Below are 23264 nucleotides of genomic sequence, written 5' to 3'. Positions count from 1 at the left end.
GAGATGCATTTTTGCTATTAACCATCTTGATTTAGCAGATATAAAACCAGCCCGAAATTTTTCTTTTCTTCGCATCCTTGTCGTAGCAAACAAAGTGAGCGCTTCCTGATTGATAGCTTTTAACGCAAAGAACCCAGTTTATACTGGGTTCTTAGTTTTTCGTTTTACATTTTTCGTTTTAAATCGGTTTGAGCTTAACTTACCACCATTGCTCGTAAAAAGCGGCTTTAGGTAAAGCCGCCGCTATGCTTTAAAAGGCACTGTCATCAAATGCCATGATCCCTTCGCTTGCCGCTTGGATCTGTTTACGCAAACTACGGGTCTGTACCGCCCAATAGTTCATGTAAAACTGCGCCGTGTTTAACTTATCTTGGTAAAACGCCACTTCATCGCTGCCATTGGCCAAAGCCGCTAGCGCAGTTTCGGCGCTGCGCGTCCACATCCACGCTAATGCCGTGATCCCTAAGATCTGCATATAAGGCATTGATGCAGCGCCGATAAGATCTGGGTTCTTACTTGCATTAGTAGCAATATAACCAGTGGCCTTTTCAAGATCGCCGGCCGCATCCATCAGCCCGTCAAGGTAAGGTTTCATAGCCTCATTGGCTATATTACTTTGGATAAGTTGTTTTACTTGCCCAGACCATGCTTGCAACGTCGCACCTTTATCTGACAATATTTTTCGTCCTACAAGATCCAATGCCTGTACCCCATTGGTTCCCTCATAGATCATCGCAATACGACTATCACGCACAAATTGCTCCATGCCCCATTCATGGATATAACCATGGCCACCAAATACTTGTTGGGCATCGACGCAGGCTTTAAAACCTTGATCTGTCACGAAGCCTTTCACAATCGGTGTAAACAGTGCGGCCAGTTTAGATGCGGCCTTAGCTTGCTCGGGGGAGCAATCCCTTTGTGCCTGATCAAGCCAAAGCGCTTGCTGCCCCATTAATGCACGCGTACCTTGGTTAAAGGCCTTTTGTGATAGCAACATACGACGTACATCACCATGAACTAATATTGAATCGGCCGCTTGCTCAGGTTGCTTCACGCCACTTAAAGCACGACCTTGAATGCGGTCTTTGGCGTAAGCGACGGCATTTTGGTAAGCAATTTCAGACACACCTAGCCCCTGTACTCCAACCCCTAGTCTTGCCTGGTTCATCATGGTGAACATGGCTCTTAGACCTTGGTGCGCCTCGCCCACTAGCTCACCTATTGCAGCGTCAAAATTCATCACACAGGTAGAGTTACCGTGGATCCCCATTTTATGCTCTAGACTGGCCGCATAAAGACTATTTGATTCGCCTAAGCTGCCATCGTCATTAATTAAGATTTTAGGTACCACAAACAGAGAGATCCCTTTTACGCCTTCTGGGGCATCGGGCAGTCTGGCTAACACTAAATGGGCAATGTTATCGGTTAAGTCATGATCGCCAGAAGAGATAAATATCTTCTCTCCAGTGATGCTGTAATTGCCGTCACCAGTTGGGATAGCTTTGGTACGCAGTAAAGCTAAGTCGGTGCCCGCATGGGACTCTGTTAAATTCATGGTACCGGTCCACTCGCCGCTAACCAGCTTGTCTAAATACTTGGCTTTCAATGCTTCACTGCCGTGAGCGTGAATTGCAGCGTAGGCACCATGAGTCAGGCCGGGGTACATGGCGAACGCCATATTGGTCGCCGTTTTCATCTCGGTGGCAAAAATACCCACCACTTCCGGCAACCCTTGCCCACCATATTCGGGATCGCAGGTTAAGGTTGCCCAGCCATTATCAACGTACTGCTGATAAGCATCGATGAAGCCTTGAGGGGTGATCACCTTTCCCTCTACCAAACGACACCCCTCTACATCGCCACTACCATTTAACGGCAACATAATGTCGGTTGTAAAATCGGCGACGCCCTGAAGCACTGCATCAATCAACTCTGGATCGAATTCGTCAAAACCACTTAGGTTATCTTGCTGATAAATATTGAGTAGTTCACCTAGTACAAACTGATAATCGCGGATAGGCGCTTGGTAAATCGGCATGGTGTCGTCCCTTTCAATTTCTTATTAGTGTGATAGTTATGGTCAGTGCTCTGACCACCTTAACCAAGTTTGAGCAAAAACTCAGCAATAAAATGTGTTTGTTTGTACAAGAGAACAGCATTACCGTAAATACAGTCGAAAGAATGCTTATCTAGATCTTGAAAAACGGGTAAGCTAATTCAATTATTCGTGCTAACGCTATGAAAGGACAACTCCAAATGGGTTCGGTCACCACCAGTAAACATGCTAACGGGTTAGAATATGTCGACGTCAATACTCCTTTGTGTAAGGCCAGAATTTTTATGCAAGGGGCACAAATTGATTATTTTGAGCCTGTAGGGAAAAAACCATTACTTTGGGTATCCAGCGCCGATGATTATCAGCCAGGCAGTGGTATTCGTGGTGGCATCCCTGTTTGTTGGCCTTGGTTTGGCATGAGTGATAACCCTGACTTCCCACAGCATGGCTTTGCACGTACCCGCATTTGGTCACTGGAGTCAGTGAAAATGCGTAATCAAGTTGTTGATCTGAAATTTACCCTTAAGATAAGCGAAGAAGATAAGCAATACTGGCCCCACGATACCAGTGTTGAGTTACTGTTCAGCCTAAGCGACACGCTGTCAGTGAGTTTGGTCAACACCAATCACTGTGATTACGATGTCAGCCTAACACAGGCGCTACACAGCTATTTCCCAATTAATGATATTCATCAGTTAACCGCAACAGGCTTTGAAACATCTAAGTATATTGAATTTGCTAAAGGGCCGTTCCAGCAAGAGGGAGATAGCGTCGATTTCACCCGTGAAACTGACCGCGTCTATACCGACTTAGGCGAATGCCAAGAATTACATACCCCAGATGGTGTGATAGAAGTACGCCGTGAAAACAGCAGCAGCGCCGTGCTTTGGAACCCTTGGATAGAAAAATCGACTCGTTTATCTCGATTCAATAGCGATGACTATCAGACCATGGTCTGCCTAGAGGCTGCTAATGTTTTAGAAGATAAGCTAACACTCGCGCCAAACGAGAGTCATACTTTAACGACTACTATTCGTTGGAAATAATCATAGCAAGAGGTCTACAATCGTAGATCTCTTCTAGCGCAATCAAGAATCCCCGTAGCTCATATCGATGAGGCAAAGGGAACCACAGCAAAGATATTACTTGTTCTCATTTTTAGACATCGATTCACTAGTTGATGTTGATGATATTATTGATTTCAGCCCCAAAAACCTACAGCCAAAACTAGCACTAGCATCAAGCAATCCAAATAATCATAAATGAACTAGGATAAAGTAATCGTATCGTCGAAGCCCTAACACTTTTTCTAATCAGCTACATTGAAGATCTAGTAAATGTACCAATAAAACAGACGGTATTACCTTCTGATATGTTAGTAATCTCTATCAGACTAAAATTTGGGCCCTCAAATGTTCGTAATGCCTAACAATGATGATTGGATCCGCGGTTGCCTCTACACCATCGCCATGGGAACTCCATTTTTATTACAGCCTTGGCTTTCTGCACAAACATCAGCCTTTATCGCCCTTGGCGCTATGTTTACATTACGACTCGATCCGCGTTGCAAGCCAAAACAACAAGCTATGGCAATGATGGGGGGAATGTTACTGATGATCCTTTCTGCCATGCTTGGAAAACTCTTACTAGGACACAGAGAGCTGGCGATTACTGCTCTGTTGATTTTAAGCTATATAGCAGGTCAACCTAAGCCCGAACAAAGCTACTTTAGTTTACTAAGCAAGTTTGTCGCTGCAGCCTTAATGCTTGACGAAATGGGGTTCTCAGCCACATTGAATACTGCGTTAGCCTACTTTGTAGGCGCTACACTGGCATTTTTACTTACTGTTATACAGACACGCTTTTTGCCGACCCAAGCAAAAAGTTGGTCACCATGGAATGAATGGCGTGAACTAAGGACTGGCCACCTAAATGGCCCACTTTATGGCTTTACGCTACCCATCACTATCCTAGCTGCAATGTTAACTGCTGATTGGCTAAATGTTCAACATGCCTCTTGGGTCGGCCTAACTGTTCTTTTTGTTATGCATATTGATGAACAAAATGCATGGGAAAAAGTCAAAATGCGAATAACTGGTACCTTGTTGGGGGTAATCTGTGCTTATGGCACAATCGTTTACTTACCCATTTGGGGTCTACCTTTAGTGGTCATGTTAGCCGCTCTTTTTATACCGACCTGTTTACGCCAAAACTATATGCTATTCAGTGGACTCATTACCCTGATAATTTTGCTTATTGTTGACTTAGCAATGCAACAACAGGGAGGGGATGTATTTCTGATCCGCTGGCGCTTTATTGATACGCTAATAGGCTGTGCTTGGGTTGCAGTAAGCCTGCTATTACTCCATATAGGGAAGAAATGGTGGCCCAATAAACCAAAGATAAAATAACAAGTGATTCATCTGTACAAAAAACGCCTTACACGTTGCTCACCTATTCAATTCATTAGTTAAGGTGTTAGAATCCTCTGACTATACTGAAAGCGAGAAGCAACCCGCTCCTTAACCAACTACAGATGGGATCTTGCAAGTGTCACAGGCAGTAAACAGAAACTGGAGACAAAAAGCCCCGCGCTTTATATTATTCTCATGCCTTGGCTTGATTGCTCTTGTGACTGTGGTTGCAGGCATAGCGCTTTGGCATTATGAGCGACTCACTATCCATTTCGCCAATCAATTTCTAGTGCCTTATCAGACTCAAATTCACTCCCTCAAATTTAAGCCTATCAGGCTAAGTCAGTGGCAAGTTTCACAAGCTGAATTAACGATACACGACACTGATATTACAATCTCTGGACTCAATCTCTTATTCGATGAAAATACTAAACCTTGGGCGTTTCAGGTTAGCGATCTCCTCGCGTTGTCTGTGGCAAATATAGAGGTAAAACTGGCGCCCAGTGCATTAAAAGCATCGAGCCAAAATAGCAATGAAACTGGCCCGACTATCGGCCTCAACTTTGATGCATTCCCCGAGATCAGGCTCGATAACATCCGTATAGCCATTAAAGGTCTTGAAGATAGCGCGCCAACGCTTGAGCTTGAACAGCTAAGTTTAAACAGGCTCGGTGAGCTAAAAAGCCTGCTTAAGGTTGATCACAAGCCTCTGCTCGATTTATCGGCTGAGCTCAATCAAAAACAATGGCATACATCAACTAAGATTGACTTAACTTTGTTGCAATCTTTTAGTCGTCGATTAGCCGCAGTAGAGCAAAGCCTCGATGCCAATCAGTCTGCTAATGCCATCGATTCAAATATGAGCCTATTGGCGCCGCTATATCGATTGACTCAGATGTTAGATGATAAGCACGTCCTGCTCGATGCCACACTCGACTCGGCGGCGACACTCGACTTAAAAACCGCAGAACTGACCTCTCACCATAATTTGCAAGGCACCCGCTTAGTGTTAAATGATTATGCCAAACTTATCTTGCAGCCCATTAGCCTTAGCGACAGTGTACAGCCATTAGGCAGGCTAGATTTCGAGGTCAACGGCCATCTTGCCACGCCAAAGTTAACGGTTTTACCCTTCGAGTTGCCAGTCGCCTTAGAGAATAACCTCAATGCTGACGCTAACTTAAATTCAAGTATAAACAGCGATAAGCAACTTACACGGCTACTCTCGTTAGTCGATGACAAACCGTTCGAGCAAGCGCTGAGCCAACTATATGAGCAGCTAAGCCTCACTAGCGGCAAAGTTACAGCTACAGTTAATCCCAGAGGTAAAACCAAAGAAAAACAGACGCAACAAAAACCAAGCCTATTACTTAGCTTCGATGAGGGCTTAAGCTATCAAATCGACCAGGAGGCACTGTCTATACCCAAACTGTCACTGGCATTACTAAACAGTAAACTCGAAGCCAAACTATTAGTTTCGTCACTAAGCTATCAAACCTTTACGGCAGATGGATCACCGCAAGCACAAACTAACAGCCAAATACACAAGCAAGTAGCTAACTATTACCAGCTAAACGCCAACTGGCAGCTCAAGGCGGCACATCAACAATCTATAACCCTCAACCGTTTGTGGCCTAAGTTAGCTGAGCTGCCTTACCTTATTGAGATAGATAAAGCCTCATTAAACATTGAGGGAAAGCTCGCCTTTAACCAGACACAACAGCAAACAAGCTATAGCATCTCAATCGCAAGTGGCGCCTCGCAGCAAGCCGAAGGCATCAAGATCAGTAGCCAAGTACAAGCTGCCAGCACGACTATCGCCCCCTCACACCTAGAAAGTGAAATCGGCCAGACAGAGCTCTCTATCGACTCTCCTATTGAGTACCAGTTCCTGCAAGGGCAAACTCTGCTCACCATCCCAGCCCTTAGCTATCAAGTCACCGGCGTCGATGGCAATTTACAGCTGCATAACGCCCTTGAAGAAAACTATAAACTGTGGCTCGATAACGCTGACATCAAGCTTAAGCAGGCTATCCCGTTAATATTTGATTCAAAAGGAAAAGATAGCGCTAATGCCGACTCATCATTTGTGTCACAGCTTCTCAACCACACACTTAGCAATGAGATTCATATCAGCCTTGCACAATTGACCCTAGACAAATCAGGATATAACCGAGCTAGCCAATCGAGCAGCGCTAAAGCCGATACTAGAGTCAGTAAACACAAGAGGCGCCTGATCAAGCAAAAGCTGGCTCAGTTTGAGTCCATAGACTTAAATCAAAAACTCCAGCTTAAACAGCAGCGCATTAACAGTGATGAAAATTGGAAGATCAATGATCTCTTCCTCAGCAGCCAGCATCAATTCGCGCCTGAGCTCAATAATCGATTCGATGACTTGAGCCGCTTTAAATTAACGGGGGACTGGCAGTTTAGTAGTGAATTTGCGCCAATCTTGGCGTTTTTAAGCCAAACCGACAGTTTGCCTGACTCACTGGATATTAAGGGGAATGCCGACTTAACCATGCATTACCAACTTAATAGAGACCAAAAGCTGGCGTTCAATTTAACACTGGATCCAAAGGTTAGTGATATTCAAGGTAGCCTTAACAACCTGCCCTTCGATGGTGGCAATATGGACACCCAGTGCCAATTTGACTGGCTGCAAGATAGCGCCAATAAGCGCGAGAGCGCATTTAACTGCGACAATATCAGCCTTTCTTTAAAAGCCTTTAACCCTGGCGTACTGATCACCGATATCAACGCAGAAGCCGCAATATCTTTCGCCACCCAGTCCGCCTCAGAAGCGAATAATGAGCTAGTGAATGAGCAAGAGATTGAGTTAACTAATAAGGATAAAGAAGCGCAGAACTTGGCTTTAGCGCAACAGCTGCTAGGCATAAAACAGGCATCTATTGGATTAACAGCCCAAGGCAATTTGTTGGGTGGCCAGTTATTAATTCCACAGTTTCAGCTAAACCTTAAAAACCCCTCATCGGCTTATTTTGTACTACAGCAAATTGATCTAGAACAGCTGCTAGCAATCCAACCCCAAGTGGGGATCTACGCCGATGGTATTTTCGATGGCGTACTGCCGGTTAATATAGAAAAAGGCAAAGCCAGTATCACAGGAGGTCGGCTCGCAGCGCGAGCCCCTGGCGGCCTAATCGCCATAGGTAACAACCCTGCCGTTGAACAGATGCGCCAGAGCCAACCTTATCTAGAATTCGCTTTCTCCGCTCTGGAACATTTAAACTATTCAGAACTTTCAAGTAGTTTTGATATGGATGCTCAGGGCGATGCTGTATTAAAGGTTAATGTAAAAGGACGCAGCCGAGGTATTGAACGACCTATTCACTTCAACTACTCTCAAGAGGAGAACATGTTACAGTTACTTAGAAGTTTACAGATAGGCGATAATTTACAGGATCAGATAGAGCGAGCGGTAAACTAAGCAGCTATCGCATCCATAGAGCCAAAGCGTTATTAATATTTGTGAGTTTCACCACAGATAAAACGATTAATAACTCAATTTAGCCTAACCCGATAAGGAAAGGATAACCCAATGAAAACATTGCACAATTCAAAAGTACTACTCAGTGTAATGCTTGCGTGTTATGCGCTAGTCGGTTGCAGTCCAACCGTTAAGATTGAGCCACCTGATAAACCGATAGTGATTAATCTCAATGTGAAGATTGAGCACGAGATAAAAATCAAAGTCGACAAAGAGTTAGATCAACTCTTATCCGATGACGAACTGTTTTAAGCAAAAGAATTAAAGGAGATCATGATGAAATCAAAATTACTTGTCCTTTTTGCAGCTCTATTGCTTAGCTTTAATGCCTTTGCAATTTCACTGCAAGATGCTAAAGCTCAAGGACTAGTCGGTGAACAGCTTAATGGCTATCTAGGTGTGGTCAAGAGCTCAGCCGAAGCCAAATCGGTTGTTAGCTCTGTCAATGCCAAGCGCAAGGCTCACTACGAGAAAATCGCCAAGAAAAATAGCATCACGGTAAGCGATGTTGCCAAACTCGCTGCTGAGAAAGCAATTCAGGCAACGAAGAAGGGTCACTACATTCAAAATAAATCTGGAAAATGGGTTAAGAAGTAGTGCCCGTAAGCATTATTGGCCGCTATGCTCTAGCGGCCTAAAGTGTTATCCCTATGTGCCCTATTACTCCAATAACTTGTCCTCATCACCTCTTGATGATTTAATCCCTATCTGTAGTTTTAACAAATAGGTTTGAATAAAAACTAGACAGAAATGGCACATACGACTAATACTAACTGAGTTAATTGAGTTAATTGAGTTAATTGAGTTATTTGAGTTATTTGAGTTATTTGAGTTATTTGAGTTATTTGAGTTATTTGAGTTATTTGAGTTATTTGAGTTATTTGAGTCATGAAATTAAAAGGCTAGTTTATGAATGTAAAATATCTGACAACCATTACGACACTAATTACACTAATCGCTCCGTTAACAGCCCTTTTCATTGTAAACAATATTGACCTTAACTTATCTCAGTTCCAAACCAACTCAGTCAATTTTGTTTGCTCTGCAATACTCCTTGTTACGCTAATAGACATTGTATTAATTGCCTTTAAGCGACATAAAGCTCAGCAGGTTAAATAACCCTATCAACTAAGCCTGCATAAGCTCTTGAATGTCACAGCCATTTCTACAGCCCTCAAGCTAAAGCTCATTAAAGTCCTTATCTAACATGGACTCTAATAACAAAGCTCCCTGTTGATTGACCCTAAACTGGCCATATTTCGCCGCTTCATATTGCTCAGCTTGCCCTTCTTCGAAAAAGTAGGCGTTGCTAGCAAACTTGATTTGCTGATGGCGGACTCGATATTGAATACCTATGATATCGTTGCCCTCTTCTGCCCCAGAGCCGTTATCGACAGACACTAATTGCGCCACTTGGTTGACATCCAGTTTGACCTGCAATAAACCATCAGCCGTCTCCATGTCAATTAAGCCTCTAAGTTCGGCTGCAATGGCATAGTTTAGTGCCATATAATCTCCCTGTATTAAGGAGCGAGGATCCACTGGTGCAAGGGTCAAGCGCACAACTTGACCATGAGCTAACTGCTGTTCTTTTTGATAGATGTCCCAATTAACAATCGCCAAAATCGCAAAAACAGTCGCCATCAGAATATAGGTCGAAACGGGTAATTTAAACTTCATCACGATCCTTCCCCTGCTCGCTCTGTTGTATTTTGGCTGGCTGCAATTTATTCAGCAATAACTTCGCCAAAAGCAGCAATACACCTAGCGCGGCTAACCAAATGGACTTGTCGAGTAGCGGCAGTTGCAAATTGTAGTAATACCAGGCAATAAAGCTGAGGATCCCCATAAGCCCTAATGCAGTAATCAGCCTCTCCCTAACGTAAAAGCCGATAAGCAAGACCAGCAGAGAAGCCGACAAGCCAGTCATCACCATAGAAAGCCCTGCTAATACAAGCATGGCAACACTGATACTCAAGCCCAGTTTACTGGTTAGAGAAACGGATAGAGGTTGTAAGATCTTTCTTAATAACACAACCGAGATAATAAAGGTTGAAATAACAGATAGCACATTGGCCCATTCTGCGACGAGTGGAAACTCATCTCGACCAAAGAAGTCCGATTGATTGATCAGCAACGGCAGCTGAATTAGCACCAGCCATATTGCAAGCATATAGCCAAATGCCCCCATAGCGGCAAAGTGCTTACCTGTTTTACTATGATTCAACCAGACTCCAGCAAACAATATCATAATAAGGGTTGGCATAAGCTCCAGCAGTCCTAGCTCATAACTTGCACCAATTAGACAGCTAATTATGCCAAAGCTCATCGCGTATTGATGGCTAGTGTGCTCAATTAAATACCATTGAAGTAATAAGATAGCCCCAAAAGTGACATACCATGCTAAGCCAATCTCCTTGTTATGAACCAGACTAAACCAATCTGTCATGCCGTAGCCAAGGGACAGCAGCCCACATAAACTCAAGGCAAAGGCCATCTGATTTAAAAACAGCTGCTTATCAGATATGCTTCGATAGATAACCAGCGCGAATACGCTATAAAATCCCCCCACAGCCGTCGCAAAACCTGTGTCTAAATCATCAAAGAAGAGATTAAAAAAGCTGATGCTAAAGGCAAGGATAAACAGTGATGCTACCCAAGCGGCAACTGATTGCATAAGCTGGATATACCAAGGGCTGCTATCTTCTATCTCAGGAAAATCATCCTGTGTGGTTAGATTTCGATTAAGCAAACTAGTCCAGAGTTGGTTAAGCTCAGACTCTGATGATGAAAAATATTTTGCTATACGCATTTGATTTTTCATCAATTGCCTCCTTTACGAAATACCCGATGACGTTGGCGAAGCCATAGGGTCAGCAAACTGGTCGTTCCGATAATGCACAGGCCTAGCACCAGTAACAAACCAATGGGCTCGTTTCCCTCTAGTACCATACGAGTCAATAGACTATTAAAGACTGCGACTAGGCTAAAACCACCGATGGCGAGTACAAATATCTGCTTCAATTTAAGGTTATAAAGCCAGTAACCCGCTGCGATAAGTGCGCAGTAAACCCATAACCAAACACCCGAATTCCAATCGAAGATCTCTTCAATTGCCAGCAGTGTTACACAGACAACAGCGATTGTAATGGTGAGCTGTTGTAGTAAAGGCGCTGAAAATCTAAGGTGACGATTGGACGGTCTATTAATGGATGAACCTAGATTGCCACTGAGTAGCAGACTCAAGATGTGAACTAACAGATTCAGTATAAATAACGCCTCTAAGGCGAGATCGAACAATAATAGCCGGCCAAACAAACCGGGAAAGGTTTGATAATAAAGCACAGTGGCAAGATTCAATAACAGACCCAAGAGCAGCCATAAAAGCTCTGAGCCTGCAACTAAAGCAAGCGGAAGGGTGAATAGTGCCCAAAGGGTAAACAACTGCCAAGGATCTGCGCCAGTCTGATAGGTCTGACCGACAAGAGCTAACAAACTGCCGATGAGGATGGCAAGCGCCAGCAACACTGCATTAGCTGAGGTATAACCCAAGCCTAACTTGTCCCCCTTCTTAAGGGCGCGCCAGCGTAAAAATACGTATAGAAACATAGCTAACACAACAGCAGACTCGACTAGAGCAAACCGAGCAAACTGGCTCATGGTTTGCCAATTTGCCGCCACAAAGAATACCAAACCAGAGCCGATAAATAGGGCTGCAAGCCAGGTGAGTAATAAGTCACTCAAGGCACGCCACTGTTTGGCACTCGGTCGGTTTTTAGCATTATCACAGACCCAGGATAAAGTATCAGGCAGTGACTCCGAGCTTATCTTCTCTTGCTTGAACCAATACCAGACTGCGGATTTTAGATTATTCACTCGCTGTTCCTAAATGTTCTAGAAATTCTTGATGTCGCTACATTTTAGTATCCAATCAATATCTGGTTAATTTTAAGCACTAAACTGTTTTTGCTCAATGATTTGAGCGTCGTAACAATAGCCAGTAAAGAAGCCACCTTCTGAAGAAGGTGGCTTTGCCATCTGTTGCAAATAAGACTCCCCAAAAGGAAGCTTTCCAATCGTGCTTTAGCAAAAAAAGCCGTAAATATATCCCTATAGGCTCTGCTAAATCACTGACTGCCATGGATTGGCGGAAATGCCAACAAATGTAGGGAACATTTGTGGCCCTGATTTAGAAGCTTGCACTGCACTTCTAGCAAAGCTTAACTTTATCACTGAATCTAACGTGGATATGTTTAAATAAGCTTATAAACCGTGTATAGCAGGAATGCGATAAGTGAGCCTCCATGGACACTTTTTCTTTAAACAAAAGTCGGCGTGCTAATAAGCCATTAAACATAGCCTACTCCATAACTTTCATTTGTTATATTTCAGGCAAAGCCTAATTGATGATAACCACCTACTGAAGTAGGTGGTTTAGGGCTAAAAATGAAATGGGCGCTCTGTGGCGCCTATTTTCATTGAAAGTAGCTAACGATTAAATTAATTAAGCATCTTTTCCGCTCTGCTCTGGCGCAGTAACATGCTTATCTTCCGCCCCGTCGGCCTCTTTAGCACTCGCCAATTGCGCCTCTTCCATATTTAGCCAAGTCGTAAATAGCTCATACCAAATCGCCAATATCACTGCGCCTAAGAATAAACCGATAATGCCCGCGGCAATCATGCCTCCTATCGCACCGATAAGAATGACAGGCATTGGCACATCGACTCCGCGCCCCATCAGCATAGGCTTTAAGAAACTGTCTGAAACGCCTGCGATCAATACCCATACGGTAAATATAGTGGCTGGCGTTGAGTCTTGAGTCGAGAACACATAGAAGATAATCGGTAATACCACCAATAATGGCGGCAGTTGAGCAATCCCCAGAATAAACACGATAAAGGTAAATATACCAGCAGCTGGAATACTAAAAGTAAATAACGCTGAGCCTATCAACAAAGATTGAATGAATGCCACCCCGACAACACCGAGCAACACGCTGCGAATGGTTGCCGCGGTCAAACTGGTCCATTCCTCTCCATTTTTACCGACCACTCTCACTGCTACTGTGCTCACAGCTGCCGATGACTTCTCGGCATGAGCCATAAAGCCCCCCGCGATAGCCAGTGAAATAATAAACATCACTAAGGTACCTAGACTACTACCGAGCATTCCTGCCGCCGCGCTAACTCCGGTCTTAATTTGCGGTAGAAAATGCAGCACAGCTTTTTCAAGGTTAGTGGCAAACAATGCCCATGCGTCAAAGAGTTTATCGCCAATTAATGGAATATCAGCCACTCTTTGAGTCGGTCCAGGGATTTTAATATCGCCAGCCTGCATCACTGCGACTATATGAGAGACCCCATCGAAGATTGAACTTGAAACAATCCAGAATGGTGCGATAAGTAAGATAATCCCTGCTAAGGCCAGTATGGTAGCAGCAAGCCCTCTGCGCCCTTTAAGCGCCCGCTCAAGTTTTTGAGTCATCGGCATCAATGCAACGGCAATAATCGCCCCCCAAAGCACTGGGATCACGAAGGGTTTGATGATATCGAAGGTCCAAACAAGCAGCATAAACAGCAAGCCTATTCGAATCGCCGATTCCATCATATTATTGACGAACAATTTACTTTGAGTATGTTGCATTGGGTTTTCCATATTAACGTTCCTATTGGGTGTCTTTTTGAGCCAATCCTGCGCTCACCAAACTTGCAACGACAATTGCCATGTAAAACACTCCGGCAATGGCCTCCATATATACTGCGACTTGGGCAAAAGGCGTATTAGGACTGATATCGCCGTAACCTAATGTCGTCAACGTGACGAAGCTAAAATACGCCATTTGCGAAAAATTTTGCCCCCACGCGCTATGTTCGATACCTGAAAATGCTCCCGGCGATAACGCTAAAATCAACAGATAAACCAAGGACCACATGAGTCCAAGAAGCAGAAAAAGTGCTATCGAGCCAACGACTTTGTTACCGTTAACTGAACCCGTGAAAAGTATTTGCCGAGCGATAGAGTTAAAGGTGCCCCAAAAAAAAGCGAACATTAAGGCCAGCATAAAGAGGTCGATATGGGGAATGGTAACAAACCGCTTTACGATAGCCGTCAACAGCCAGACAAAGATAAGGCCTGACATGAAGCGCTTCCAGTTTGTATCGACCTTTAAGCTAACAATACAAACTAAAAAAGTGAGGGTTATGATCCCCTCAAGAAAGGACTCCAATATTCCGTCAGCCACAGATCTAACCAAGGAGGCACTCAATAACAGCACCACCAGTGCACTGGTCATATAGTAAAAATTATTCTGTTTATTAATTCTTTTATCAGTCAACTGGCAATTCCTTAGCCGTTATCTTTACTCAGCAATAAATTGAGCGAAGTGGTTTAGCGAATGCTTCTAATACAATAGCTTAGTTTAGCATTTTACGCTCACCGTTTTAACATGTTTACAACCAACTAAATACTAAACAACTTCGTCAGCCTTTTTCAAAAGAAGATTACTCAAAAAAGACAAAAAATAACCCGCGAGGTTATCGCGGGTTATTTTAATAGTACGCAACCACTAGTCCCGTTGCAGAGCCACTATCGGGTCAAGTTTGGCGGCTTTGTTGGCAGGATACAGACCAAATCCCACACCGATTGTCATACAAACTCCAAGGGCCAACAAGATGGCAAAGGGTGACCATGCTACAGGCCAGCCTGCAGCTGAGGAGATAATCAAGGCCAATAGCAATCCGACACCAATACCTATGATGCCACCTGTGGCCGATATCGCGATGCTCTCAATCAAGAATTGACGGGCAATATCCTTACGCTTTGCCCCCAGAGCCCTGAGCAAACCAATTTCACCGGTACGTTCTAAAATCGTCGCTAACATGATGTTCATGATGCCGATCCCGCCAACCAATAATGAAATCCCAGCGACACAGGCCATTACAATGTTGAAGATCTGCTGGGTTTTTTGGTGCTGGGCCAGTAAGTCGGCAGGCACCACCACATCAAAGTCTTTTTCACCGCCATGACGTCGATTTAGCAGATGCTGTAAGCTTTTTGCTGCAAGCGAGGGCTCTACACCGTCGGCCAATGCCAATTTAAATGCATCGAGCTCACTCTCTAAACTGTTAAACTGCATTTTTTTGAGCGCTGTGGTCAAAGGAATAAACACTTGATTACGCTCGCCGCCAAGCTTTACTCCTTGAATGCTAGACTTGCTGCTCTCTTTTTCTGACAACACGCCAACAACGGTAAACCACTGATGATTAACCTTAACCAAATTACCAATGGCACTGCCTTGAGGGAATAAGCTCCTAGCAGCCTCAGGGCCGAGTACCGCGACTTGTTGATAATAGTCTTCATCCTTGTCATTGAACGTTCGTCCCTCTCCCAAAGGTAAAGAACTCAAGTCAAAATAACTTGGCGTCACACCTACGACTTGTGCGTCGCTGCGGCCTTTTAAGCTAAACAAGCTGAACACTTTTACGTTTTTCTCAGCGCTCCAATTGTCTATAAATGGCAAGGTATCACGAGCACTTTCTACGTCTCTAATACTGAGACCGATGCTGTGCTCTCGTATCGACTTAAGTGCATCGCCTTCGGCGCTGCGAGCATTGACGACTAGGTTTTTCACTCCCATAGATTCAATCATCTTAAGCGCTTCACGCTCAGCCCCCTCACCCACACTAAGCATAGCAATAACTGCGCCTACGCCGAATATCATCCCCAGTAAGGTTAATGACGTACGGAGTTTATGATGCCGCATCTCGTCAAAAGCTTGCTTAATTCCTTCCCAATATACTGAGGTAGGTAGACGAGACGGACTCATTGAGCCCTTGTTGAACTGTGCTTCTAGCTTCACCGGCGCTCTATTGGCGGTCATACTCGATTCCTCTTCGGCGGTGTGGTCAGCGCGATGGTATCGCCTTGCTCTAATCCTTCAGTAACAACCGTTCTATTTAAGCTGCGGTTACCTAATTTAACGCTACGCTTAGCAAAGCCTGCTGATGTCTTGATGTAGACCCAATACTCTCCAGACTTTTGAAATAACGCCTGATTAGGCACAGTAATCACATCATTAAGATCCAAAGCATGCACCATTGCATTAACTTGCCGCCCAGGCTGCATGATCTCTTCTAAGGTTTTATCGAGCGTTACCGTGATCTGGAAATAGTTAACTGGACTGTCTTGCTCTTTCGCTTTTGCCAGTGCATCGAGTTGAGTCAGCGTGCCTGTTATCGGCAATTCTGGATAAGCATCGAGATATAAGGTAACGGGCTTATCAATGGCTAAACCTAGGGCCTCAGATTCTAGAACATACAGTTTGGCCTGCATCTTTGAAGTATCGGGGAGTAAGCCAATGGTCACCCCCGACCACATCATGTCTCCCGCAACAGGCAAGGCGCCATTCCAACCCGCTTGCGACACAAATAAACCGTCATGGGGCGCAACTATCTCCATCTGTTTTAAATTATTGGAGTAGCGATTCATCTTAGCCTTATGACCTTTCTGCTTCAGCTTTATCAGCTCTTGCTCCGCTTGCGCTTGAGAGCCATGCTGGCTTAAGCCCCAATCATAGAACTCCATCTTAGCTTCGAGATAATCTTGGTTTCGCATCTGATCGATAATATCGATTCTGGTATAAACCCGTTCATCTTCACTGAAAAAGCGATCGGCTAAATCTTGTTCCTGTGCAGTCACTTTAGTGTCTGTGTTTAAACTCTTATCTATAGTCTTGTCTTTTTGCGTTTGGATTTGGCTATCTAAACCTAAACGGTCGTAATCGAGCTGTTCCATCTCCAAACGAAAACTCTCTCGGGTCGAATCCATTTTAGCGACGACATCCCCCGCTTTAACGTCACTGAAATTATCGATAATCCAGGCGAGAGATTGTGGTCCACGAAGGCCTGTAGGCACATTGATGGTGGTCGAATTACTGGCCTCTAGCTCGCCCGATGCAGGGATATCCACCTTAAAATCAGATCGATTCACTTCAACGGTTAATACGCCAGCACTCCCTGAATCACCACAAGCAGTTAGGCCGAGCGCAGCGGCGGCCAATACACTGGTTAACAGTACAGTGCGCACCAGGTTAGGCTTTTGCTCCGTTATCGTGAAATCTGTTCGGCTTTTTAATTCACTAGTAGTTTTGCTCTGTGTTGTTATCATGGCAGTAATACCTCCTCACCCTCTTTTAATCCGGAGGTAATCGCTACACGCTCCTTGCCCATAGAACCAAGGCCGACGTACTGCTTAGTGTCATTAAATATCCCCGGGAGTAAGACATAAGCCTTACCGCGCTCATAATGCACGGCATCGAGAGCCAATAATAATTCAGGACTGTTATTGGCAATATCTATGCTAATTTTCGCCGTCATCCCTGGGCGCATCAGCTCGGTATCAGGCTCGCTAATGCTAGCGACAGCATCAAAAATCACCAAGGGCACATCTTGATTCTTCACCCTAAATACGGCGCCAAGTTCGGTGATTTCACCATTAAAGCTCTTCTCTGGGTTAGCATCGAGACGAATTTTGAGTTTTTGACCAATCTTAACCCGCCCAGCTTCTACCTCAGGAATGGTCATATTGACCTGCATATGTTGCAGATCCGGAATACTTAATACAGAGTCACCAACAAAGATATTTTGGCCTTCGGCCACCTTGTTGCCCTGCTGGTCGTTGCCGTAAACCACCATGCCAGCTCGGGGCGCAATAAGTGTCATCGACTTAATCCCTTTCTCTAGAGTGGACACTTCGGCGGCAAACTTTTGTTGGTCGCCTGCCAGCATTTTCATTCGCTGTTCGGCACCTTTGAGCTCAAGCTCAATTTTTTGATTAATGAGTTTGACGCGATCTTTGGCGATAACGGCATCTCTTAAGTATTTCTGTTCATCGATAGCCGAAACGGTTTCATCTGAAATGTCGACTTTCATCTGACTCTTCTCTTGATTCATCTTAGCTTCGGCCAGCTCAAGTTTGAGCTCCTCAAGTTTCTTAGCATTTCTAAGCTTCGAGGTTTCGATATCCTGAATCGTTGTCTCTAATTCAGCCGCCTTGACCGATAGCCTTTGGCTCAAGTTAGAGGTATCTAGCTGCGCGACTCTATCCCCCTTGTTAACCTCACTGCCTTCTGGAGCCAACATCTTCACTTGATATTGCCAGACGCGGCGCAGAGCTGGCGGCTTTAGGTTCACGGTATTAGCCGAAACCAACTCTCCTGTTACTTCAATCTGCTGTTCTAGAATACCTGACTCGACTTGGGTGGTAACCGTGTCTGAGCAACCGGTTAATAGTGCGCCAAACACGAATCCACTAATTAGGGTCAACTTCATGAGGGGGTCACTCCTGCTTCAACTAACACGCTCATACCTGGAATAATCTCCACTCGCTTGTCGACCTTAAATTTTATCGATACTCTAAACCAGTTGCTGTTCCCCCATGCAGGCTGCTTCTTAGCCTGACGGCTAACGTCGGCAACATTACCACTGAGCGTAACTTGAGTTTGAGAATCAAGCCTTAGGCGTACAGGTTCTCCCAGTTTAATACGATCTACATCCACCTCATTTACCCAAGCGATAATTTCGAGATTGTTTAACGCAGGGATCGTCACCACTTGCCTGCCTATTCTGGCATTGTCTCCTACGGCATATTTCTTATCTGTCCATGGATCTCTTGAATAAAGTACTGGCCCGGCAATATCGGCGCGAATTTCTAGTTGCTCAAGCCCTAATAGCGCCTGAGCAAGCTCTAGCTCTGCACGCTGTTTATCGATTGAGAGCTGTGACAATGACGCCTTACGCTTATCTTGAATTTCGGCTAATGCTTGATGCTTCTTTGACAATTCAGACTCGGCTTTCAATTTATTAAACTGAAAATCGGCATAATCTTTAGCGGCAATGAAATCGGCGGGAACAGAGGCATCGAGTACGGCCTTCTCAAGCTCTAATTTAGCTTGTTTCAACTCAAACTCTGCTTGTAATAACTGTGCATTTAGCTCAATAGATTGGCTTTGCTCCTGGGCTTTCACCCTTAATAAACTTCCTTCCAACTGCTCGATACGACTGTCAATTTCACTTTTATCGAAGATAAGCACCACTTCACCAGGTTTTACCAGACTACCTTCAGGTGCCATCCATTGAATTTGGTAAAGCCAGGTATCGCCAGCCTTAGGTACAATAAAAGCTTGGGAAACTACTGAAGCGACTTGGCCTGTGAGCAGTAAAGGCATGAGTTCACCTTCATTTGGTGCATAACCATGATTTGCCAAAGCAGCAACGCTCTGAGACTCAGTGCTGGCGACGGCCTCTGTTACGACACTTGAACTGGTCAATAAGACGATGGAAAAGCCAAGCGCGAAATTGAAGTACTTATTGCCCCGCTTAAATTTAACCTTTGGGGTGTTTATAACATTAAGCGGCATTTTCACCTCTTTCTTCTATCTCGACGATGTCACCATCGCGCATACGAATAATACGCTGGGCATAAGCGGCAACCTCTTCTTCATGAGTCACTAAGATGATGGTTTGTCCGGCTTTATGTAACTCAGTAAACAGCGCCATGATCTCGACCGAGGTTTTACTGTCTAGCGCGCCAGTGGGCTCATCGGCTAATAGGATTGCAGGTCGATTCACTAAAGAGCGAGCAATGGCCACACGCTGTCTTTGTCCACCCGATAACTGATTGGGTCTATGATCATGGCGAGTATCGAGACCGACTCGCTTGAGTAACTCATGGGCATAATCGGTATCTTGAACAGGTGAAGCTGAGAACCTTAAGGGCAACAACACATTTTGCAAAGCAGATAAACGGGGTAACAAGTGGAAGCTTTGAAACACAAAACCAATCTCCTTGTTACGTACAGCAGACAAGGCATCATCATCTAACTCGGCCACCGCTTGTTCGTTCAGGCTATAGCTACCCGACGTCGGCTTGTCTAGACAGCCAATGATGTTCATTAATGTTGACTTCCCTGACCCAGATGGCCCCATGATGGCAACAAACTCATTTCTCGCGATAGAGAAGCTTACCCCATTGAGCGCTTTCACGCAGCTGTCTCCCATGGGATATTCTTTTTTTAATTGATGAACTTTAATCATAAAATGCTCATATGGCTGGATTGGCAAACATCATAGACAAGCTCTTATCATACAGAGAAGAACGCTATAGCTATCTGGTTAATCCGCAAAAATTTGTAAATTATCGTCATTATAACTATCGGACAACGATTGTTATTAAATGTTCGAAAGGAACAAGTAAATAGGCATCAAATCCTGATACAGTAAACGTCTAGGGGCAACATAATGGTGCGGTGCATCTTCTCGTCCTTGTTTGGGGAATTCCAATCCTTTTGGAATAGGCTGCTCAACTTACCTAGCTGCTCAGTAAAAGACAAGTTGTTACCCTGTAATCCAATCTTAACATGAGCAATATTCATGTGAATGTATTACAGTTAAAGCTTTAAACCACTGTTTGTACAATACTATTTAAATGGCGAAGGACTCTACGTGGTTTATTCTAATTGGTATTAATCTACCAAAAGTTTTAGCTAACTCAGCAGAGTCCCGGCTAAGGTAAACCCTGCCACAAGCGCAAAAAATACCCATTGAAATAATCGCTTAAATGGCGCTTCAAGACTGCTCATAAAACCTATATAAAGCTGCCAGATGGCAAATAATCCAAAATTAAGCGCGATAAACAGCAAAATACCAAAACTCTGCATCTGAGAGATGGCTTCGAAAGCGCAGCAGAGCAGAACCAAAGTCGAGAGTACAAGAAATACCGATACATAGTGAAATACACAGTGCATAACGGCCTTGGCTTCTGGGTCAAAGTCTGCTGCATTCATTGGCAACAGAAAGTGCGTTCTACCATAGGTAAAATGACCAATAGAGGTCAGCACTGCGAGAAGTCCTGCGATCAACAAATAGATGTTCATGGGTTACTCCTGTGCGCTAGGTTATGGGATTTCAAAAAGTCATAGCTTGCAAGCTAGAACTAAGCGAGTAGACAGGGGATTGGCTGGAATTATTACAAGTCATGCCATTTAAAAGCCATGATTTAAAAGGTGAGTATAAAAATCATACTTAAGTTAAAAATAGAGTCAGCCGAGATGTTTGGCGACTCTATTCACATTTGCAGTAAGCACTTAGACTAACTGGCTTAAGTCAGTTCGAGGGAAGCTCAAGGAAAGCGTTCATCCCAAAAGTATTACATGGTGACCATGGTCCAATAATCGAGACGCTTTTCTGGCTGGGCAAGAATACTCTTACAAGTCTCTTTATATTTACCCATCAATGGACCTAAGCTTTTACCGTTAGGCATAGTCGATTGGTGCTTCTTTTCGGCTGCGATAATCGCGGCTGAGACCTGCTCTTCAGTTTGATATTGCTTCGCCAATTGCGACGCCTGTTCGCCCGAAAGTGTTAACCTATCCACCACTGCCGCCATTTGGGGAGCATCCATCGCAGAAATCGCATCAGACGCGATATGGTAATAGGCTGCACAATCGGCAAGCTCACTAACAAAGGCGTCTTCCGCCTCCCCCGCTTGGCTATTAAAAGCGAGCGTGCTGGCACCCAGTACAATCAGTGCTAAGTTAATCTTTGCAAACATTGAAGGTTATCCTTTTCTTTTTAGTTGCTTTGATAATTGCTAATAGTTAATGCTGAATTTAGCTTCCAGCATACATTTCTACTTTAGCTTTTAATTAATATCAAGTGCAAAGCTGAAGAATTGGTCATCTTTTTAATGACATTCCATTGTAACTAATCGTCCTTAATACAGAGAATCAGTGGCAGCTCTTGCGCTACAGCTCCATACCATTGGCTATTCCTGATAAGCAGATAACTTATCTTTTAACCCCAGCTTTATATCAGGCCATTCAGAATCTATGATTGAATACACCACAGTGTCTCTGATGGTGCCATTTTTTAATATTTGATGGTTGCGTAGGATACCGTCTTGATTGGCGCCTAAGCGACATATCGCTTGACGAGATACTTGATTCTGAACATGGGTTCTAAACTCAACGGCCATTACATCTAACGTTTCGAAAGCGTAACTCAGCAGCAGTAATTTGGCCTCGGTGTTGACCGCCGAGCGCTGTGCACTCTTTGAATACCAAGTGTAACCGATTTCTAGTCGACGATGTTGCTGCTGCCAGTTACAGATCCGAGTGCAGCCCACAATCTCACCCGAGTAGCGATCACGTACAGCAAAAGCCAGCGCTTCTCCTCTGGTTTCGGTCGCTAACGCCGTTTCGATATAGGCCTTCATATCGTCTGGATGAGGCGCAGATGTGTACCAAAGTTCCCATAAATTACCATCAGCAACGGCAATACTTAACGCAGCTTGATGCTCCAGAGATAAAGGCTCTAGGACGATATGCTCACCTACTAAACTGGTTTCTCTTGCTTCTTCGTTCACCACAACCTCCTGAATTATAATTCTTCTACGCTAGCATGGTAACAGACTCATTTTAACCAAATTCTTGATGAAATTAGTTCAACGTCTAGCCATTATCTTTATCACAATAACCGGGATAAAGCGCTATAAATATCGAGCGAAGCTCTTGCCATCTTTAAGTGTTTTGGTCGGGGCTTTTATCGCTGGAGTGCCTAGGTAGAGAAACCCTACAATTTGATCGGTACTTTGTAACCCAAGTAATTGATACACGTTAGCATCGAAGGCCAACTCTCCTGTACGCCATATACCGCCTAAGCCTTGAGCAAAGGCCGCTTGTTGCATTGCCATCACAGCGCATCCTGCTGCAAGTTGTTGCTCTAGCGCGGGAACTTTTGGGTGTTCAATTACCTTAGCCACAACAGTAATCACCATTGGCGCCCTTAGGGGCATATTCTTTGCCTTAGCAATTAAGTCTTCATCGGCTCCTTTCGCCTGCAATGCTTTGACAAAAACCTCCCCAAGTCGAGCTAGGCCATCCTCCTCGGCAATAATAAATTCCCAAGGTGTCAGACCCGCATGATCTGGTGCACGAGTTGCTGCGTCTAAGATAGTTTGCAGTTGCTGTGGATTAGGTGCTGGTGCGATGAGTCTTGGGGTAGATTGGCGAGTTAACAATAATTCTAATGCGTCCAACGGATTATCCTTAATAAACGTTCAGAGGAGAAAAGAATGACTTAGGTCACAATTCGTGTTCGAGAATATCAAGTGGGTAAAAATATTCCACCCATATTTATGAAATTTAACCACTTTACAAAGGTTAAATTTACCAAAAATAGCAAACCCAGAGCCGATAATACAAAAAATCCCACTTACTCAGTG

General features: G+C 44.3%; 20 protein-coding genes. 5 read left to right on the top strand and 15 right to left on the bottom strand.

Annotated elements, in window-relative coordinates; all coding sequences use genetic code 11:
* Positions 1–250: 250 nt before the first annotated feature.
* Entirely contained in the window at positions 251–2041 is a 1791-nt protein-coding gene (locus SPEA_RS09710; RefSeq protein WP_012155095.1) for an acyl-CoA dehydrogenase C-terminal domain-containing protein, read from the bottom strand.
* A 218-nt stretch (positions 2042–2259) separates the two neighbouring features.
* Between SPEA_RS09710 and SPEA_RS09705 the strand changes: the two genes are divergently transcribed.
* The 5 genes from SPEA_RS09705 (at position 2260) to SPEA_RS09685 (ending at position 8581) form a co-directional block, all read left to right on the top strand.
* Positions 2260–3105, top strand: a complete 846-nt coding sequence (locus tag SPEA_RS09705; RefSeq protein WP_012155094.1) for a D-hexose-6-phosphate mutarotase — start codon at positions 2260–2262, stop codon at positions 3103–3105.
* Between the two features lie 366 nt (positions 3106–3471).
* A complete protein-coding gene (locus SPEA_RS09700) occupies positions 3472–4470 on the top strand; it encodes an FUSC family protein (RefSeq protein ID WP_012155093.1) in 999 nt (332 codons plus the stop codon).
* A 139-nt stretch (positions 4471–4609) separates the two neighbouring features.
* Positions 4610–7924, top strand: coding sequence for an intermembrane phospholipid transport YdbH family protein (locus SPEA_RS09695; protein WP_012155092.1), 3315 nt, complete (start codon positions 4610–4612; stop codon positions 7922–7924).
* Between the two features lie 111 nt (positions 7925–8035).
* Entirely contained in the window at positions 8036–8236 is a 201-nt protein-coding gene (locus SPEA_RS09690) for a YnbE family lipoprotein (protein ID WP_012155091.1), read from the top strand.
* A gap of 24 nt (positions 8237–8260) precedes the next feature.
* Positions 8261–8581, top strand: a complete 321-nt coding sequence (locus SPEA_RS09685) for a YdbL family probable chaperone protein (protein WP_012155090.1) — start codon at positions 8261–8263, stop codon at positions 8579–8581.
* 582 nt (positions 8582–9163) lie between these two features.
* Here the strand turns inward: SPEA_RS09685 and SPEA_RS09675 are convergent.
* The 14 genes from SPEA_RS09675 to SPEA_RS09610 all read right to left on the bottom strand — a co-directional run bounded on the left by SPEA_RS09675 (position 9164) and on the right by SPEA_RS09610 (position 23078).
* Positions 9164–9664 carry a GDYXXLXY domain-containing protein gene (locus SPEA_RS09675; RefSeq protein WP_012155089.1) on the bottom strand — a complete coding sequence of 167 codons (501 nt, stop codon included), beginning with the start codon at positions 9662–9664 and terminating at the stop codon, positions 9164–9166.
* Positions 9654–10808, bottom strand: coding sequence for a DUF4401 domain-containing protein (locus SPEA_RS09670; RefSeq protein ID WP_012155088.1), 1155 nt, complete (start codon positions 10806–10808; stop codon positions 9654–9656). The genes SPEA_RS09675 and SPEA_RS09670 overlap by 11 nt, the downstream gene beginning before the upstream one ends.
* Positions 10808–11860 (bottom strand): DUF2157 domain-containing protein, encoded by a 1053-nt coding sequence (locus SPEA_RS09665; RefSeq protein ID WP_012155087.1) that lies wholly within the window; start codon positions 11858–11860, stop codon positions 10808–10810. The genes SPEA_RS09670 and SPEA_RS09665 overlap by 1 nt, the downstream gene beginning before the upstream one ends.
* Before the next feature lie 628 nt (positions 11861–12488).
* Positions 12489–13640: an AI-2E family transporter gene (locus tag SPEA_RS09660; protein WP_012155086.1), complete on the bottom strand. Its 1152-nt coding sequence runs from the start codon at positions 13638–13640 to the stop codon at positions 12489–12491.
* A gap of 10 nt (positions 13641–13650) precedes the next feature.
* The gene (locus tag SPEA_RS09655; RefSeq protein WP_041410907.1) at positions 13651–14319 is read right to left on the bottom strand and encodes a potassium channel family protein; all 669 of its coding nucleotides are present in this window, start codon (positions 14317–14319) and stop codon (positions 13651–13653) included.
* Between the two features lie 231 nt (positions 14320–14550).
* The gene (locus tag SPEA_RS09650; protein ID WP_041411424.1) at positions 14551–15810 is read right to left on the bottom strand and encodes an ABC transporter permease; all 1260 of its coding nucleotides are present in this window, start codon (positions 15808–15810) and stop codon (positions 14551–14553) included.
* 50 nt (positions 15811–15860) lie between these two features.
* Complete coding sequence (locus SPEA_RS09645) at positions 15861–17069, bottom strand: efflux RND transporter periplasmic adaptor subunit (RefSeq protein ID WP_041411422.1); 1209 nt, start codon at positions 17067–17069, stop codon at positions 15861–15863.
* Between the two features lie 77 nt (positions 17070–17146).
* Positions 17147–18313 (bottom strand): efflux RND transporter periplasmic adaptor subunit, encoded by a 1167-nt coding sequence (locus SPEA_RS09640; protein WP_012155082.1) that lies wholly within the window; start codon positions 18311–18313, stop codon positions 17147–17149.
* Positions 18310–19401 (bottom strand): HlyD family secretion protein, encoded by a 1092-nt coding sequence (locus SPEA_RS09635; RefSeq protein ID WP_012155081.1) that lies wholly within the window; start codon positions 19399–19401, stop codon positions 18310–18312. Before SPEA_RS09635 ends, SPEA_RS09640 begins: the two co-directional genes overlap by 4 nt.
* On the bottom strand, positions 19391–20077 hold the full coding sequence (locus tag SPEA_RS09630) for an ABC transporter ATP-binding protein (protein WP_012155080.1): 687 nt from the start codon (positions 20075–20077) through the stop codon (positions 19391–19393). Before SPEA_RS09630 ends, SPEA_RS09635 begins: the two co-directional genes overlap by 11 nt.
* Before the next feature lie 449 nt (positions 20078–20526).
* The gene (locus tag SPEA_RS09625) at positions 20527–20916 is read right to left on the bottom strand and encodes a hypothetical protein (RefSeq protein WP_012155079.1); all 390 of its coding nucleotides are present in this window, start codon (positions 20914–20916) and stop codon (positions 20527–20529) included.
* A gap of 272 nt (positions 20917–21188) precedes the next feature.
* Positions 21189–21593 carry a hypothetical protein gene (locus SPEA_RS09620; protein ID WP_012155078.1) on the bottom strand — a complete coding sequence of 135 codons (405 nt, stop codon included), beginning with the start codon at positions 21591–21593 and terminating at the stop codon, positions 21189–21191.
* Positions 21594–21806: 213 nt separating this feature from the next.
* Positions 21807–22406: a GNAT family N-acetyltransferase gene (locus tag SPEA_RS09615; RefSeq protein ID WP_012155077.1), complete on the bottom strand. Its 600-nt coding sequence runs from the start codon at positions 22404–22406 to the stop codon at positions 21807–21809.
* Between the two features lie 123 nt (positions 22407–22529).
* A complete protein-coding gene (locus SPEA_RS09610) occupies positions 22530–23078 on the bottom strand; it encodes an NAD(P)H nitroreductase (RefSeq protein ID WP_012155076.1) in 549 nt (182 codons plus the stop codon).
* Between the last annotated feature and the right edge of the window lie 186 nt (positions 23079–23264).

Source organism: Shewanella pealeana ATCC 700345, assembly GCF_000018285.1.
In the GTDB taxonomy this organism is placed as follows: Bacteria; Pseudomonadota; Gammaproteobacteria; order Enterobacterales; family Shewanellaceae; genus Shewanella; species Shewanella pealeana.
The sequence above is the reverse complement of the archived record's forward strand: the minus strand, read 5'-3'. Positions and strand labels throughout refer to the sequence as shown.